General features: G+C 73.5%; 15 protein-coding genes. 10 read left to right on the forward strand and 5 right to left on the reverse strand.

The features are described from left to right. Positions 1 to 92: 92 nt before the first annotated feature. Entirely contained in the window at positions 93 to 932 is an 840-nt protein-coding gene (locus tag ASC60_RS21270; RefSeq protein ID WP_055553336.1) for a chaplin, read from the forward strand. Positions 933 to 1,009: 77 nt separating this feature from the next. Here ASC60_RS21270 and ASC60_RS39455 read toward each other — a convergent pair whose 3' ends face one another. Beyond that, positions 1,010 to 1,198: a DUF5703 family protein gene (locus ASC60_RS39455; protein ID WP_079038522.1), complete on the reverse strand. Its 189-nt coding sequence runs from the start codon at positions 1,196 to 1,198 to the stop codon at positions 1,010 to 1,012. A gap of 47 nt (positions 1,199 to 1,245) precedes the next feature. Here ASC60_RS39455 and ASC60_RS21275 point away from each other — a divergent pair, with 47 nt between their 5' ends. Continuing rightward, a complete protein-coding gene (locus tag ASC60_RS21275) occupies positions 1,246 to 1,923 on the forward strand; it encodes a hypothetical protein (RefSeq protein WP_055553338.1) in 678 nt (225 codons plus the stop codon). Between the two features lie 72 nt (positions 1,924 to 1,995). Here the strand turns inward: ASC60_RS21275 and ASC60_RS21280 are convergent, their stop codons facing one another. Both ASC60_RS21280 and ASC60_RS21285 read right to left on the reverse strand, forming a co-directional pair. After that, positions 1,996 to 4,263, reverse strand: coding sequence for a helix-hairpin-helix domain-containing protein (locus tag ASC60_RS21280; protein ID WP_055553340.1), 2,268 nt, complete (start codon positions 4,261 to 4,263; stop codon positions 1,996 to 1,998). Continuing rightward, complete coding sequence (locus ASC60_RS21285) at positions 4,260 to 5,240, reverse strand: aldo/keto reductase (RefSeq protein ID WP_055553342.1); 981 nt, start codon at positions 5,238 to 5,240, stop codon at positions 4,260 to 4,262. Before ASC60_RS21285 ends, ASC60_RS21280 begins: the two co-directional genes overlap by 4 nt. Before the next feature lie 150 nt (positions 5,241 to 5,390). On the opposite strand from ASC60_RS21285, the gene ASC60_RS21290 reads away from it, so the two are divergent. Next, on the forward strand, positions 5,391 to 6,440 hold the full coding sequence (locus ASC60_RS21290) for an LLM class F420-dependent oxidoreductase (RefSeq protein ID WP_055553344.1): 1,050 nt from the start codon (positions 5,391 to 5,393) through the stop codon (positions 6,438 to 6,440). 254 nt (positions 6,441 to 6,694) lie between these two features. Further along, on the forward strand, positions 6,695 to 7,492 hold the full coding sequence (locus ASC60_RS21295; protein ID WP_055553346.1) for a ferritin-like domain-containing protein: 798 nt from the start codon (positions 6,695 to 6,697) through the stop codon (positions 7,490 to 7,492). A gap of 28 nt (positions 7,493 to 7,520) precedes the next feature. Here ASC60_RS21295 and ASC60_RS21300 read toward each other — a convergent pair whose 3' ends face one another. Beyond that, the gene (locus tag ASC60_RS21300) at positions 7,521 to 8,513 is read right to left on the reverse strand and encodes a magnesium and cobalt transport protein CorA (RefSeq protein ID WP_055553348.1); all 993 of its coding nucleotides are present in this window, start codon (positions 8,511 to 8,513) and stop codon (positions 7,521 to 7,523) included. Between the two features lie 97 nt (positions 8,514 to 8,610). Here ASC60_RS21300 and ASC60_RS21305 point away from each other — a divergent pair, with 97 nt between their 5' ends. From ASC60_RS21305 to mshC, 4 genes are all read left to right on the forward strand, one after another. Beyond that, a complete protein-coding gene (locus ASC60_RS21305; protein WP_055553350.1) occupies positions 8,611 to 9,306 on the forward strand; it encodes a histidine phosphatase family protein in 696 nt (231 codons plus the stop codon). A 104-nt stretch (positions 9,307 to 9,410) separates the two neighbouring features. Continuing rightward, complete coding sequence (locus ASC60_RS21310; RefSeq protein WP_055553352.1) at positions 9,411 to 10,001, forward strand: DUF3090 domain-containing protein; 591 nt, start codon at positions 9,411 to 9,413, stop codon at positions 9,999 to 10,001. Next, positions 9,965 to 10,843 carry an SCO1664 family protein gene (locus ASC60_RS21315; protein WP_079038523.1) on the forward strand — a complete coding sequence of 293 codons (879 nt, stop codon included), beginning with the start codon at positions 9,965 to 9,967 and terminating at the stop codon, positions 10,841 to 10,843. The genes ASC60_RS21310 and ASC60_RS21315 overlap by 37 nt, the downstream gene beginning before the upstream one ends. 142 nt (positions 10,844 to 10,985) lie before the next feature. Then, positions 10,986 to 12,215, forward strand: coding sequence for a cysteine--1-D-myo-inosityl 2-amino-2-deoxy-alpha-D-glucopyranoside ligase (mshC, locus tag ASC60_RS21320; RefSeq protein WP_055553353.1), 1,230 nt, complete (start codon positions 10,986 to 10,988; stop codon positions 12,213 to 12,215). Positions 12,216 to 12,340: 125 nt separating this feature from the next. Here the strand turns inward: mshC and ASC60_RS21325 are convergent, their stop codons facing one another. Continuing rightward, positions 12,341 to 13,399, reverse strand: a complete 1,059-nt coding sequence (locus tag ASC60_RS21325; protein WP_055553355.1) for a PAC2 family protein — start codon at positions 13,397 to 13,399, stop codon at positions 12,341 to 12,343. A gap of 257 nt (positions 13,400 to 13,656) precedes the next feature. Between ASC60_RS21325 and ASC60_RS21330 the strand changes: the two genes are divergently transcribed. Together ASC60_RS21330 and ASC60_RS21335 are read left to right on the forward strand one after the other, a co-directional pair. Continuing rightward, entirely contained in the window at positions 13,657 to 15,027 is a 1,371-nt protein-coding gene (locus tag ASC60_RS21330; RefSeq protein ID WP_055553357.1) for an enolase C-terminal domain-like protein, read from the forward strand. Further along, on the forward strand, positions 15,024 to 15,800 hold the full coding sequence (locus ASC60_RS21335; protein WP_055553359.1) for an SDR family NAD(P)-dependent oxidoreductase: 777 nt from the start codon (positions 15,024 to 15,026) through the stop codon (positions 15,798 to 15,800). The genes ASC60_RS21330 and ASC60_RS21335 overlap by 4 nt, the downstream gene beginning before the upstream one ends. The last annotated feature ends 28 nt before the right edge of the window (positions 15,801 to 15,828 follow it).

Genomic DNA, 15,828 nt, shown 5'->3' on the forward strand with positions numbered 1-15,828 from the left:
GCCACGCACTCCGGGCCCGCCCGGGCATGGGGGTGCGGGCGACACCGCCCGCACGCGTTCCGGCCGGGCCACCGGCAGGGGAGCGAAGAGTTATGCGACAGGTTGCGAAAAAGGGCCTGATCACCGTAGCGGCGGCGAGCGGCGTGCTGGCCGTGACCGGGGGCTACGCCCACGCGGATTCGGGGGCGAACGGCGGTGCCGGGTACTCGCCCGGGATCGTGTCGGGCAACAACATCCAGGCCCCGGTGCATGTGCCGGTGAGCCTGTGCGGGAACACCGTGAACGTCCTCGGGTTCATGAACGAGGCCCGGTGCGGCGCCGGTGCGCAGGCGGGCTCCGGCAGCGGCTCCGGCAGTTCGGCCGGCGGCTCCCAGGCGGGGGGCTCCTCCGCCCAGGGCGCCACCCAGACGTCGCCGGGCGTCGGCTCCGGCAACAACATCCAGGCCCCGGTGCACGTTCCGGTCCACGTGTGCGGGAACAACATCGGCGTGATCGCGGCCGGGAACAGCAGCGGGGGCGACTGCGGCGGCGTGGTCGACGCCGTACCGAACAACCCGGGGAACCCCGGCAACCCCGGCAACCCCGGTAACCCCGGCAACCCCGGTAACCCGGGGAACCCCGGCAACCCGGGCAACCCCGGTAACCCGGGTCAGCCCGGTACCCCCGGCAACCCCGGCCAGCCGAACAACCCGGGCGATGACACCCCCGGCAACCACGGCAATCACGGTGGCAACGGGAACGGGAACGGGAACGGCCAGAACGGAGCCCACGGCGCCGAGCAGGCCGCGAACCTCGGTGGTTCCCACCTCACCGGCAGCGAGCAGCTCGCCCACACCGGTGCCGGACCGATGGAACTGGCCATTCCGGCCGCCGCGGGCATGCTGCTCGCGGGCACGGTGATCTACCGCCGGGCGCGCGTCGCCCGGCACTGATCTCGCCTACCCCGTCTGACCTGGTCCGATCCGGTCCGACCGCAGCGGGCCCCGCATCATGCGGGGCCCGCTGCGCGTCACCAGGTGGCGCGGAGCTGGCGGATGATGCGACGCCGCAGCCGCACTCTTCGGCTGCCGTCGGGGTTGAGTCTCAGTCGATCCAACTCCCAGTGTCCGTATTCGGCATGGTCGGTGAGCAGGCGGGTAGCGGCGTTGCGGGACACCCCGCGCGGCACATACACGTCGCAGAATTCGTATTCCGGCATCGCATCTATTGTGCGGGAACTGCCCTGGTACGGATAGCGTCTGCACTATGTCTGATGCTGCGCAGCCATCCGCTGCCGAGGTACGCGCCGCCGCCGAAGCGGTGAAAGTCGCACTGGACCGTCACCTCGACGCCGTCGAACGCCGGTCGGGGGAAGGCGACCCGGCCGTCTACGCCGCATTCAACGAACTGGCGGCGGCAGCCGAGGTCTACGACGAGCTGCTCTACGACACCTACGACGAAGTCACGCCCTTCGAGATCCCGGGCGACGACAGCCTCCCCGCCTACGCGGGGCCGGACGAACCCAGCGCGCTCAGCGTGCTGATCCGCCGGGACTACGCGGTCGTCGAACCGCAGCGGCTGCTGTCGCAGGCCCAGCGCATCGTCGACCTCGATCCGGACCTCGAGACCGGGGGCGGCCGCCTGGGCGGTGGGACGGCCGGCGCCGGGGAAAGCGTCCACGCCGCCCTCGGGGTCGTCTTCGGCGAGTTCGAGCCGGACGAGATCGCCTCCCGGCACAAGGAGTTCGGCCTGGAGGAGGGCGACTCGACCCTCTGGGTCTCGGCCGTCGAGGAGGCGGCCGAACCGGGCGAATGGCTGTCCGCCCCGTTCGACCAGGCCGATCCGGAGCAGATCGTGTGCCGTTTCGACGTCAGCTCGGTCTTCGACGAGGAGCTGGACGAGGAGGACGAGGACGATCTCGAGGTGCTGGGCCCGGGGAGCTGAACCCGGCCGCACCACGCCGCACCCCGGGCCCTCCGGCCGCGCGCCCCGCGGCCCGAGGGCCCGTACCGCCCGTCATCCCGTGGGCGGCGTCTGGGTCTGGAGCAGGGTCCGCAGGCGCGTGGTGCGATCCTTGAACGGGATCTCCGCGACCGCCCGTGGCAGCGCCGCCTCCGCGCCGTGCACCACGGACAGATGCCGTTCACCCCGGCTGAAGGCCGTGTAGACCCAGGCCCGGGTCAGCCCGGCCGCCGCGTCCCCCGGCAGCACCACGACCGCCGCGGGCCAGCGCGCTCCGGCCGCTTGGTGCGCGGTGAGCGCCCAGCCGTGCCGCACCAGGTCGCCGACCTGCTCACGGGGCACCACCACCGGCGCGCCCGCGCACTCCAGCCGCAGCCCCTCGGCGTCCGCCGACACCACCGTGCCCGGGAGGGCGCGGCCCGGCGCCGGGGTGTAGACGACGCGGTCGCCCGGGTCGAACCCGGCGAACCTGCCGGGTCCGGGGTTCAGCCGCTCCTTCAGGGCGGCGTTGAGGGCCCGCGTCCCGGCCGCGCCACCATGGCCCGGCGTGATCACCTGCGTCTGCTCCGACGGCACGCCGATCGCGCGCGGCACCGAGTCCGCGACCAGCTGCACGGTGCGGTGCACCGCCTCGCTCGCGTCGCGCACGGGGACGATCACGACCTCCTTGCCCGGTGCCTCCACCTGGTTCAGCTCACCGATGCCGATGCCCGAGACCAACTCGCCGATCGGCCCCGGGTCGGGCGTACGGGAGACCACCTGCGGGCAGCGGCGGGCCGCCACCAGGTCCGCGAAGACCCGGCCGGGCCCGGCCGACCACAGCACGCCCGGATCCCCGCTCAGCACCAGCCGGGCGCCGTCCGGCAGGGATTCGACGAGCATCGCCGCCGACTCCACGTCCAGCTGGGGGGCGTCCAGCACGGCGATCAGGTCGACCGCCAGCGCGCCGTCCTCGTCGCGCCCCGGGCCCTCGCTGCCCGCGAGCAGCCCGGCGACGGTGACGGCCGCGTCGGCGCCGACCTCCGCGGCCAGCCGCCGCCTGCCGTCCTCGCTGTGCGCGGCGGCGCAGACCCGCAGCCCCATCGACTGCGCGGCGGCGACCAGCGCCGCCGGTTCGGCCCGGGCGGCCTCGCCGCCGCTGTGCGTGACCAGGCCGTGTGCCGCGGCGGTACGGATCAGCTCCGCCGCGGACGGGGACGGCGCGGCGGTGGCGGCCGCCTCCCAGTCCGGCGCGGACTCGTGCGCGTCGACGAAGGTGCTGATCAGCCGCGCGAACCCGTCCGCCAGGCTCTCCTCGGCCAGCGCGTACCGGTCGAGCCCCAGCAGCACCCGGACCGGCTGCTCGGCCTCCTCGTCGTCGGGCGCGTCGGGCGCGGCGGGCCGGGCGCCCGCGGGGGCCTCCAGGGCGTCCTGGAAGACCAGCACCCCGCCGCCCGCGATGGCCGCCCGCAGTGCCTCGTCCGGGTCCGGGACGGACACCTTGGCGAGCGCGGCACGCAGTGCGGACGACTCCAGCGCGGTGTGCCCTTCGAGGGCGGCGCGCTCCAGCAACCAGCCGGTGAGCGCCTGCGAGCGGCGCTCGTCGCCCGGCCCGCACTCCGGCCCCAGCAGGGCACGGGCGAACCCATCGGCCTGGTCGGGGCGCACCCCGGGCACGGCGAGCAGCTGCCAGGGGTCCTCGCGCAACGCCTCGGCGGCGCGCTCGCCCAGGGTCTCGGCGACCGGGGCGGTCAGCGCCTCGGGCGCCCCGCCCGCCGTCAGCACCTCCCGGACTCCGTCCATCCCCGCCGCCACAGGCCGCACCGGCGTCGGGACGGGAGCCGGGCCGGGGGCACGGGACGGTTCGGGCGCGGGGGCGGCGGCCGCGCGTGGCCGGGCGGGCGCGGCCGGACGGGGCTCGTTGAAGAACGACGCCGCCGACCGCTCCCCGCTCTCCACGGCCCGCACGGCGGCGGCCAGCGCCTCGGCGGCAGCCGACCGCCCGCCGGATCCCGCCCCGGCCCCGCCGGGTGTCTGCCCGGGGGCATCCGCGGGAGCGGGGCCCCCCGATGCGCCGGTGCCGGTCTCGGCGTGCGCGTCCGCCGGGGCGCCGCCTCCGGCCTCGGGCCGGGGCGATCCTGCCGTGGCGCTCTCCGCGTCCGCTGGGGCGGCCTCCTCCGGCTCGTCGCCCGGCCGGGCGGCTGCTGACGCGGCGCCGGGCCCGTCGGCGGGGCTCCCCGGCGCCGACGGCGCCGCTTGGGCATCGGCGGGCGCGGCGCGGTCCGCGCTCGCCTCGGTGGCCTCCTCGGGCGGGGGGTCGCCGGCGAGGTGGTCGGTCGTCACAGCGTGCTCCAGTCCTGATCGGGATAGCGGTGCACGGGCGCCGACACATCGTCGAGCGCCTGGCAGATCTCGTCCGGAAGACTAAGGGCCTCCACCGACAGCGCCGTGCGCAACTGCCGGGCGTTGCGCGCGCCCACGATGGGCGCGGTCACGCCCGGGCGGTCGCGCACCCAGGCGAGCGCGACGTGCAGGGCGCTGGTGGCCAGGCCGTCGGCGGCGATGGCCACGGCGTCGACGATCCGGCTCGCCTCCTCGTCGAGGTACGGGGCGACGAAGGCGGCCAGCTCGGAGGCGCCACGGGAGTCGGAGGGCGTCATGTGGCGGTACTTTCCGGTCAGTACGCCACGCCCCAGGGGCGAGGAGGGCAGCAGGCCGATGCCCAGGTCCAGGGCGGCGGGCAGCACTTCGCGCTCGACGCCGCGCTGGAGCAGCGAATACTCCATCTGGGTGCTGGCGAGCCGGGTGTGGGCACCGGAGGAGGCCAGCTGCCAGGTGGCGGCCTTGGCGAGCTGCCAGCCGCAGAAGTTGGACACGCCGACATACCGCGCCCGCCCGCTGCTGACCGCTATGTCGAGCGCCTGCAGGGTCTCCTCGAGCGGGGTGACGGGGTCGAAGGCGTGCACCTGCCACAGATCGACGTGGTCCGTGCCCAACCGCTCCAGCGAGGCGTCCAGGGCCGCCAGGAGGTGGCCGCGGGAGCCGTCGAAGCGGCGGTTCGGGTCGGGGACGCTGCCCGCCTTGGTGGCGATCTGCAGATCGCGCCGGGGCACCAGCCCCTCCAGCAGCCGACCCAGCAGATACTCCGCCTCTCCGTCCGCGTACACATCGGCGGTGTCGACCAGCGTCCCGCCCGCCTCCCAGAACGCCTTGAGCTGGTCCGCCGCCTCATGTTCGCCGGTGTCCCGCCCCCAGGTGAGCGTGCCGAGCCCGAGCCGGGATACGCGCAGGCCGGTGCGGCCCAGGTGCCTTAGCTCCATGTACGTCGCTCCATGAACATCGAGATTACTGGCCGGAAAGCGGACCGTGTCAGCCTGTGGATAACCCACCCCTGACGTACCGCGGGTTCGCGCGCTAGAGTCCCTGGAACAGCGACGTTACTGATCAGTAAGAGGTGCGGCACCATGGGTATGCGGCTCGGAATCAACCTCGGCTACTGGGGCGCCGGGATGGACGCGGACAACCTCGCGGTGGCGCGCGAGGCCGACCGGCTCGGCTACTCGGTCTGCTGGGCCGCGGAGGCGTACGGATCGGATGCCGCCACCGTGCTCTCGTGGGTCGCCGCGCAGACCGAGCGCATCGACGTCGGCTCCGCCATCTTCCAGATCCCGGCCCGTACGCCCGCGATGACGGCGATGACCGCCGCCACCCTGGACTCCCTCTCCGGTGGCCGGTTCCGCCTCGGCCTCGGCGTCTCGGGGCCGCAGGTCTCGGAGGGCTGGTACGGCGTGCGGTTCGACAAGCCGCTCGCCCGCACCCGCGAGTACGTGGAGATCATCCGCAAGGCGATGTCGCGCGAGCGGCTGACCCACGAGGGCGCCAACTGGACCCTGCCGCTGCCCGGCGGTCCGGGCAAGCCCATCAAGCTCACCGTGCACCCGGTGCGCGAGTACATCCCGCTCTACATCGCGGCCATCGGCCCGAAGAACCTGGAGCAGACCGGCGAGATCGCCGACGGCGCGCTGGTCATCTTCTTCGCCCCCGAGCACGCCGAGGCGACCACCCTCGGCTCGCTGCGGGCGGGCCGGGAGAAGGCGGGCAAGACCCTCGACGGCTTCGACCTGGTGCCCACCGTCCCGCTCGCGGTGGGCGACGACGTCCGCGGCCTCGCCGACCAGTTCCGCCCGTACACCGCGCTCTACGTGGGCGGCATGGGCAGCGCCAAGCAGAACTTCTACAACAAGCTCGCCCAGCGCATGGGGTACGAGAAGGAGGCCGCCGAGATCCAGGAGAAGTACCTGGCCGGGGACAAGGAGGGCGCCGCCGCGGCCGTCCCGCACGAGCTGATCGACTCCACCACGCTGCTCGGCCCGGTCGAGCGCATCGCCGACCGGATGCGGGCGTACGCCGAGGCCGGTGTCACCACCCTGTCGCTCAGCCCCGCGGGATTCACGCTGGAGGAGCGGGTGGCCGGGCTGCGGGCCGGTGTCGAGGCGCTGGAGCGCGCGGGGCTGGCGTAGCCGGGCTCGCGCGGCGGATGTTTCCGCGGCCGTGGTGGGGGCTCGGGGGTCTTCCCCGCCACGGCCGTCACCGAGCACAACGCCTCCGGCCCCGCCGGGTTACGCGTCCGGCGGGGCCCTCCGTATTCGCTCGTGATTCCCTCGTACGGATGAGCCGGACGCCCCACCTGTTGCCACTGTCGATACCCGGCATTTGACTCTTTTCAGCGCGGACATCGCGACCATCGCGCATGCCGTGCCCGGAGGTGGCAGTCATGCTCTCGGCGAAAAGCGTCTTCCAGGAGATCCTCGGGAACGACGAGTCGTTCCGGCTGTTCTGCTCCATCGCGGCCAGCGGCGAGGCGCAGGGCGGCTGGGAGAACGGCCGGATCGCCGCCCTCGTGCCCGACAGCCAGCGTGCCCTCGCCCCCAAGATCACCCGCCATGGCGCCGACGAGGACAAGCACGGCCGGATCTTCAACGCCCTGCTCCGCAAGCGCTGCCTGGAGCCGGTGGAGGTGCCGCGGGCGACGGACTACACCATGCTGCTGGAGGCCCGCGGCGTCGGCCTCGCCCACGAGAAGCTGCGCCGCGACGACCCGCTCACCGAGCACGACATCGTCCTCTACCTCGCCCACAGCCGGGTCACCGAGCAGCGCGCCGCCGCGCAGATGACCATGTTGCGCGACTGCTTCGGTGACCATCCGGAGGTCGGCCGGGCGGTCACGATGATCGCCAAGGACGAGGAGAACCACCTCGCCTACTGCCACGAGGAGTTGCTGCGGCTGGCCGCCGCCGGGTACGGCCGGACCATCCAGCGGGCGCTACGGGAGTGCGCGCTCGTCGAGATGGAGGTCCACCGGTGCGTCAGCCTCGCCGTGCTGGCGCAGATGGGGCGCATCCTCGGCTGGTCGAAGCGGAAGACCGCGGTGCTGACGGCGGGCATCAAGGCCGGGTACGGGTACGAGCGGCTGGGCGGCTGGCGCCGCATGGTGACGCTGCGGATGCCCGAGCGGCGGGACGCGCTGGGGGCCTCGGAGACGGCCGCCCCCGAGGCGCCCGAGTTCGCCTGAACCCCGGTCCCGAAGGGCCGGGCGTCGTTCAGAGCCAGCCGCGCCGTTTGAACATGCGGTACAGCAGCGCGATCACTCCGGCCATCAGCCCCAGCGCGGCCGGATAGCCCCAGGGCTGGCGCAGCTCCCACATGTGCGTGAAGTTCATGCCGTAGACACCGGCGATCAGCGTCGGCACCGCCGCCATCGCCGCCCAGGCGGAGATCTTCCGCATGTCGTCGTTCTGCCGCACGCCCATCTGCGCCAGATGGGCCGAGAGGATGTCCGACAGCAGCCGGTCCAGGCCCTCCACATGCTCGTTCACCCGGGTCAGATGGTCGCTGACGTCGCGGAAGAACGGCCGCGAGCCCTCGTGGACGAACGGCACCCCGGCGCCCGCGAGCCGGGTCATCGGCTCCGCCAACGGGCCGGTGGCGCGGCGGAATTCGAGCACCTCGCGCTTGAAGGCGTAGATCCGGCCCGCCGTGTTCTGGCCCCCGCCGCCCTCCGGTGCGAACACCTCGGTCTCCAGGCCGTCCAGGTCCTCGTGGAGGGCGTCCGCGACGTCCAGGTAGTGGTCCACGACCGCGTCGGCGACCGCGTACATCACCGCCGTCGGCCCGTGCTGGAGCACATCGGGGGTCTGCTCCAGCCGCTCCCGCACCGTGCTCAGCGGATTGGCCCCGCCGTGCCGTACGGTCACCACGAAGGAGTCACCGACGAACACCATCAGCTCACCGGCGGTGACGGTCCCGGCCTTCTCCTCGTACCGGACCGGCTTGAGCACGAGGAACAGCGAGTCGTCATAGATCTCCAGCTTGGGCCGCTGGTGCGCGGTCAGCGCGTCCTCCACGGCCAGCGGGTGCAGCCCGAACTCGCTGGTGACCAGCTCGAACTCCTTCTCCGTCGGCTCGTGCAGCCCGATCCAGAGGAAGGAGTCCCCGGTCAGACGCGCCTGGTCGAGGGCGTCGGAGAAGTCGGCGGGTCCCTCGGTGCGGCACCCGTCCCGGTAGATGGCACAATCCACGATCACGCGGGGCATTGTGCCTCGCCCGGGTAAGAAGCGCACCGGGGGGAGGCGCGCACGACGGGCGGACACCCTCCCTGAGGGGGCCCGGAGGGGCCGTAGGGTGGCAGACATGCCCACGCTGATCCTCGTCCGGCACGGACGGTCCACCGCGAACACGGCCGGCGTCCTCGCGGGCTGGACCCCCGGCGTCGCCCTCGACGAGCGCGGCGCCGCCCAGGCCGCGGCGCTGCCCGGGCGGCTCGCCGGGCTGCCGCTCGCCGCCGCCGTCGCCAGCCCGCTCCAGCGCTGCCAGGAGACGCTGGCCCCGCTGCTCGCCGCCCGCCCCGGACTGCCGCTGCACGCCGAGGAGCGGATCGGGGAGTGCCACTACGGCGACTGGTCGGGCCGCAAACTCGCCGAGCTGGGCGATGAACCGCTGATGAACATCGTCCAGCAGCATCCGTCCGCCGCGGCCTTCCCCGGGGGCGAGTCCATGCGCGCCATGCAGGCGCGCGCGGTCGACGCGGTGCGCGACTGGAACGCCCGGGTCGAGGAGGAGCACGGCGCCGACGCGACCTACCTGATGTGCTCGCACGGCGACATCATCAAGGCGATCGTCGCGGACGCGCTCGGCCTCCACCTCGACCTCTTCCAGCGGATCTCGGTCGAGCCCTGCTCGGTCACCGCGATCCGCTACACCCCCACCCGCCCCTTCGTCGTACGGCTGGGGGACACCGGCGACTTCGCGGGGCTCGTGCCCCGGGCGGATGCCCCCGCCGACCGTGGCGGGGACGCGGCGGTGGGTGGCGACGCGGGGGCACCATGATCTCCGGGCGCAGTAGGGTGGTCCCGCGGCGCGGCCGCGCCGCCGCGGCAGCCGCGACCTGAGTAGTCAACCAGCCGACCCGTCGACGCAAATGGAGCAGGACGTTGTCCCGTCAGGTGTTCCTCTATGACCCGCCGGACCGATTCGTCGCCGGTACGGTCGGGCTGCCTGGCCGCCGTACCTTTTTCCTGCAGGCGTCCGCGGGTGGCCGGACCACCAGCGTGGCACTGGAGAAGACCCAGGTCGCGGCGCTTGCCGAGCGGATAGACGAGCTGCTCGACGAGGTGGTGCGGCGCACCGGCGGCAACGCGCCGGTACCGGCCGTCGCCCCCTCCGAACTCAGCGACACCGCACCGCTGGACGCCCCCGTGGAAGAGGAATTCCGCGTCGGCACCATGGCCCTCGCCTGGGATGGCGAGGAACAGCGCATGATCGTGGAGGCGCAGGCGCTCGTCGAGCTGGAGGCCGAGTCCGAGGAGGACCTCGCCGAGGCCGAGGAACGGCTCCTGCAGGACGACGTGAACGGGCCTCCCATGCTGCGGGTGCGGCTCACCGGCACCCAGGCACGCGCCTTCGCCAAGCGGGCGCTCGACGTCGTCAACGCCGGCCGGCCGCCCTGCCCGCTGTGCAGCCTGCCGCTCGACCCGGAAGGACACGTATGTCCGCGCCAGAACGGATACCGCCGCGAAGCCTGACGCCCCCCGAGCCGTCCGAGCTGCTGGCCCGGGGCGAGCTGACGGTGCGCGGCCGGGTCCGCGAGGCGTCCAACGCGGTGCTCTACTGCACGGTCGAGTACGAGGGCCACAGCGCCCCTTGCGTCTACAAACCGGTGGCGGGGGAGCGGCCGCTGTGGGACTTCCCTGACGGCACCCTCGCCCAGCGCGAGGTGGCGGCGTACGAGATCTCCGAGGCGACCGGCTGGGGCCTGGTGCCGCCCACCGTGCTGCGCGACGGGCCGTACGGGCAGGGCATGTGCCAGCTGTGGGTCGAGGTGGCCGACGGCGGGCCCCGGGGCTCCGATGAGTCCGACGGCACCGGCGGGTCGGCCGCCGACGGGACCGAACTGCTCGCGCTCGTCGAGGGCGACGAGCCGGGCCCCGGCTGGAAGGCGGTCGGCTTCGCGGAGGTCGGCGAGGGCCGCACCGCGCTGCTGGTGCACGCCGATGACGTACGGCTGCGGCGGCTGGCCGTACTCGACGCGGTGATCAACAACGGCGATCGCAAGGGCGGCCATCTGCTGCCCGCCGCGGGTGGCCGGCTCTATGCGATTGATCACGGTGTGACCTTCAACGCCGAGGACAAGCTGCGCACCCTGCTGTGGGGATGGGCCGGGGAGCCGCTGCCGGACGACATGCTGGAGGTGCTGCGCCGGCTGGTGGACCAGCTCGCCGACGGCCCGCTCCACGCCCGGCTGGCGAAGCTGATCACCGACGCCGAGATCGAGGCGCTGCGGGCGCGGGTGGCGGCCCTGCTGCGGACCGGGGTGCACCCCGCGCCCAGCGGCCAGTGGCCCGCCATCCCATGGCCGCCGGTCTGAGCCGAGGGCGTACGGGACGGCCACGACAGCAGCGGCCAAGCAGCTCACGGCCGCATGCGCAAGACCGCCTATCCGGCCAACAAACGGTCAGCGGGGCCGGTCCGGTTCGTATCCGGAACTGGCATCCGGTTACGCTCATTGCATGTATGCCTGGCCCGCTTCCGAGGTTCCCGCCCTGCCTGGCAGAGGCCGCGACCTGAGGATCCACGACACCGCGACCGGGGGACCGATCACCCTCACCCCCGGCCCCGTCGCCCGCATCTACGTCTGCGGCATCACGCCGTACGACGCGACCCACATGGGTCATGCGGCGACCTACAACGCGTTCGACCTCGTCCAGCGCGTGTGGCTCGACACCAAGCGCCAGGTCCACTACGTCCAGAACGTCACCGACATCGACGATCCGCTGCTGGAGCGGGCCGTGGCGAACGGCGACGACTGGACCGCCCTCGCCGAGCGCGAGACCGCCCTCTTCCGTGAGGACATGACGGCCCTGCGGATGCTGCCCCCGCGCCACTACATCGGCGCCGTCGAGTCCATACCGGGGATCGTGCCGCTCGTGGAGCGGCTGCGGGACGCGGGCGCGGCCTACGAGGTCGAGGGCGACATCTACTTCTCCGTGGAGTCGGACCCCGCCTTCGGCTCGGTCAGCCGCCTCGACGCCGAGGCCATGCGCCTGCTGTCCGCCGAGCGCGGCGGCGACCCGGAGCGCCCGGGCAAGAAGAACCCGCTGGACCCGATGCTGTGGGTGGCCGCCCGTGAGGGCGAGCCGAGTTGGGACGGCGGCTCGCTCGGCCCCGGCCGCCCCGGCTGGCACATCGAGTGCGTGGCCATCGCCCTCGACCACCTCGGCATGGGCTTCGACGTCCAGGGCGGCGGCTCCGATCTCGCCTTCCCGCACCACGAGATGGGCGCCTCGCACGCCCAGGTCCTCACCGGCGAGCGGCCGTTCGCGCAGTCGTACGTGCACGCCGGGATGGTCGGGCTGGACGGCGAGAAGATGTCCAAGTCCAAGGGCAACCTGGTCTTCGTCTCCGCACTGCGCCGCGACGGCGTCGACCCGGCCGCCATCCGGCTCGCGCTGCTGGCCCACCACTACCGCTCCGACTGGGAGTGGACCGACGGCGTCCTGCGGGACGCCGAGGCCCGCCTCGCCCGCTGGCGCGCCGCCGTCTCACGGCCGGACGGCCCGTCGGCGGACGCGCTGGTGGAGGAGGTGCGGGAGGCCCTGGCGAACGACCTCGACTCCCCGGCGGCCCTGGCGGCCGTGGACCGCTGGGCCGCCGCCCAGTCGTCCTCCGGCGGCCCGGACGAGGGAGCCCCGGGCCTGGTCTCCCGAGCGGTGGACGCCCTGCTGGGCGTAGCCCTGTAGGCCTCGGCCCGGCCCCGGCCCCAGCCAGAGGTGAAGCCCCCAGGACCCCGGGTCCTGGGGGTTTCAGCCTTTGAGCCCGGCCTCGCCCTCGGCCCCCCGAGGGCGAGGCCGGGCGCGCGCCGGAGTCAGCCCTGGTCGTCCGGGCGGTCGTCCGGGCCGGTGCTGCCCGCGTCCTCGTCGTCGCCGGAGGCGTCGTCGCCGGAATCGTCGTCCTTCGCGGACGGCTTCCGGGGCCGGGGGTGGCCGCTGCCGGGGTCGCGCAGGTACGGGGCGCCCTCGCGGCCGTCGGCCACGCCGCCGGTGCCCGTCTCCGTCGCATGGCCGCCCGGCGTGCCCGGTGAGCCGTCCCGGCGGCGCAGGTAGCGCTCGAATTCGCGCGCGATCGCCTCGCCCGACGCCTCCGGCAGCTCCGCGGTGTCCCGGGCCTCCTCCAGTGACTGGACGTACTCGGCGACCTCGCTGTCCTCCGAGGCCAGTTGGTCCACGCCGAGCTGCCAGGCGCGCGCGTCCTCGGTCAGCTCGCCGAGCGGGATGCGGACGCCGATCAGGTCCTCGAGGCGGTTCAGCAGGGCCAGGGTCGCCTTCGGGTTCGGCGGCTGGGAGACGTAGTGCGGGACGGCCGCCCACAGGCTCACCGCGGGGACACCGGCGTGGGTGCAGGCCTCCTGGAGGATGCCGACGATGCCGGTCGGGCCCTCGTAGCGGGTCTCCTCGAGGTCCAGGCTGCGGGCCAGGTCCGGGTCGGAGGTGACACCGCTGACCGGCACCGGCCGGGTGTGCGGGGTGTCGCCGAGCAGTGCCCCGAGGACGACGACCATCTCGACGCCCAACTCATGGGCGTAGCCGAGGATCTCGTTGCAGAACGACCGCCACCGCATGCTCGGCTCGATACCGCGCACCAGCACCAGGTCGCGGGTCTTCTCGCCGCCCTCCGCGCGGACCACGGAGAGCCGGGTGGTCGGCCAGGTGATCTTGCGGACCCCGTTGTCCAGCGCGACGGTGGGCCGGTTCACCTGGAAGTCGTAGTAGTCCTCGGCGTCGAGGGCGGCGAAGACCTCGCCCTTCCACTCCCGGTCCAGGTGCCCGACCGCGGTGGAGGCGGCGTCTCCGGCGTCGTTCCAGCCCTCGAAGGCACAGATCATGACCGGGTCGATCAGCTCGGGAACCCCCTCAAGCTCGATCACCCAGCGCCTCCTTCCGACCGGGGCGGACGGGTTGGTACCGCCCCCGGTTGCAGTTCGTTTGCGTGCGCCCCAAGCCTACGGCTTCGAGGGGCTCCCGCCGCAGCCCCCGTACAGCAACCCACAGTCATTCATCCGACCTGTTTCCTGAAAGTTCCGCCACACCTCTGGACGAGACCGCCAGGTCAGCGCTATACATCGGATCACCGATAAAGGTCCGATGTTCTATTGCGCGTCGTTCAGGGAGCCCCCCATTGAGTTTGCGCCCGACCGTCACCGAGTTCGAGGTCCATGACATCCGGTTTCCCACCTCGGAGCAGCTCGACGGCTCGGACGCCATGAATCCGGACCCCGACTACTCCGCTGCCTATGTGGTGCTCCGCACGGACGCCGATGACACCACCGACACCACCGCCGGGGCGGAAGGCCACGGTTTCGTCTTCACCATCGGCCGCGGCAACGACGTGACCGCCGCCGCCATCCACTCCCTGCGCCCCCAGGTCATCGGCCGTCCCGCCCCGCTCACCGCGGCCGGGCTGGCCGACCTCTACCGCGACCTCACCCACGATTCGCAGCTGCGCTGGCTCGGCCCGGAGAAGGGCGTCATGCACATGGCGGCGGGCGCGGTGGTGAACGCCGCCTGGGACCTCGCCGCCCGGCTGGCCGGAAAGCCGCTGTGGCAGTTCCTGGCCGACATGTCACCCGAGGAGCTGGCCGACCTCGTCGACTACCGCTACCTCAGCGACGCCCTCACCCGAGACGAGGCGCTCAAGATCCTGCGCGCCGCCGAGCCCGGCCGCGCCGAGCGCGCCGCGCGCTTGCGCGAGCGCGGCTACCCCGCCTACACCACCTCGCCGGGCTGGCTCGGCTACTCCGACGAGAAAATGATCAAGCTGGCGCGGGAGGCGGTCTCCGACGGCTTCGATCAGATCAAGCTCAAGGTGGGCGGCGACCTCGACGAGGACCTCAGACGGATGCGGCTGGCCCGCGAGGCGGTCGGCCCGGACATCCGGATAGCCGTCGACGCCAACCAGCGCTGGGACGTCGCGGAGGCGCTGCGCTGGATGCGCGCGCTGGCGCCGTACGACCCGCACTGGATCGAGGAGCCGACCAGCCCGGACGATCTCCTCGGCCACGCCGCCATCCGCGCCGGACAGCCGGTCAAGGTCGCCACCGGTGAGCATGTCGCCAACCGCGTCGTCTTCAAACAACTGCTTCAGGCCGAGGCCGTCGACTTCGTGCAGATCGACGCGGCGCGCGTGGCCGGGGTCAACGAGAACCTGGCGATCCTGCTGCTCGCCGCCAAGCACGGGGTGCCGGTGTGCCCGCACGCGGGCGGCGTCGGGCTGTGCGAACTCGTCCAGCATCTGGCCATGTTCGACTTCGTGGCCGTCTCCGGCAGCTGGGAGGGCCGGGTCATCGAGTACGTCGACCACCTCCACGAGCACTTCGCCGATCCGGTGGTCGTCGAGGCCGGCCGGTACCGCGCCCCGGCCGCCCCGGGGTTCTCCGCCCGGATGCTCCCCGAGTCGATCGCCGCCTACCGCTATCCCGACGGGCCCGAATGGCAGGCCCGGAACGCCGCACAGCAGCCGGCACCGCAGTCCGTACGACAGGAGGAGACCCCTTGAGCCCCACCGGCGACTTCGAAGGGCTGGCCGCGCTCGTCACCGGCGGCGCCTCGGGCATCGGCGCCGCCATCGCCGCCACGCTGCGCGACCGCGGTGCGCGGGTCGCCGTGCTCGACCGGGACCCGTCGGGCGCCCCGGCCGGCACCCTGCCGGTCAAGGCCGACGTCACCTCCGACGAGGGAGTACGGACCGGGGTGGAGGCGGTGGTGGCCGAATTCGGCGCCCTGCACACCGTCGTCGGCAACGCGGGCATCGGCGCGATCGGCACCGTCGAGGACAATCCCGACGAGGAGTGGCAGCGGCTGCTGGACGTCAACGTACTGGGCCTGGTGCGCACCGCGCGGGCCGCGCTGCCGCATCTGCGCGCCGCGACGGCGAGGCGGCCCGGCGCCGTCTCCATCACCCACACCTGCTCGATCGCCGCCACCGCCGGACTGCCGCAGCGCGCCGCGTACAGCGCGAGCAAGGGCGCGGTGCTGTCGCTGACCCTCGCCATGGCCGCCGACCACGTACGCGAGGGCATCCGCGTCAACTGCGTCAACCCCGGCACCGTCGACACCCCGTGGGTGGGGCGACTGCTCGGCCAGACCACCGATCCGGCGGCCGAGCGCGCCGCCCTGGAGGCCCGCCAGCCGACCGGGCGCCTGGTGTCGGCCGAGGAGGTCGCCGCGGCCGTCGCGTATCTGGCGAGTCCCGCCGCCGCGGCCGTCACCGGCACCGCGCTGGCCGTCGACGGCGGGATGCAGGGGCTGCGCCTGCGCCCCGCCACCTGAGCCCCACACCGCGCCGCCGCACCGGACA

It is taken from the genome of Streptomyces sp. NBRC 110028, from assembly GCF_001417735.1.
Lineage (GTDB): Bacteria > Actinomycetota > Actinomycetes > Streptomycetales > Streptomycetaceae > Streptomyces.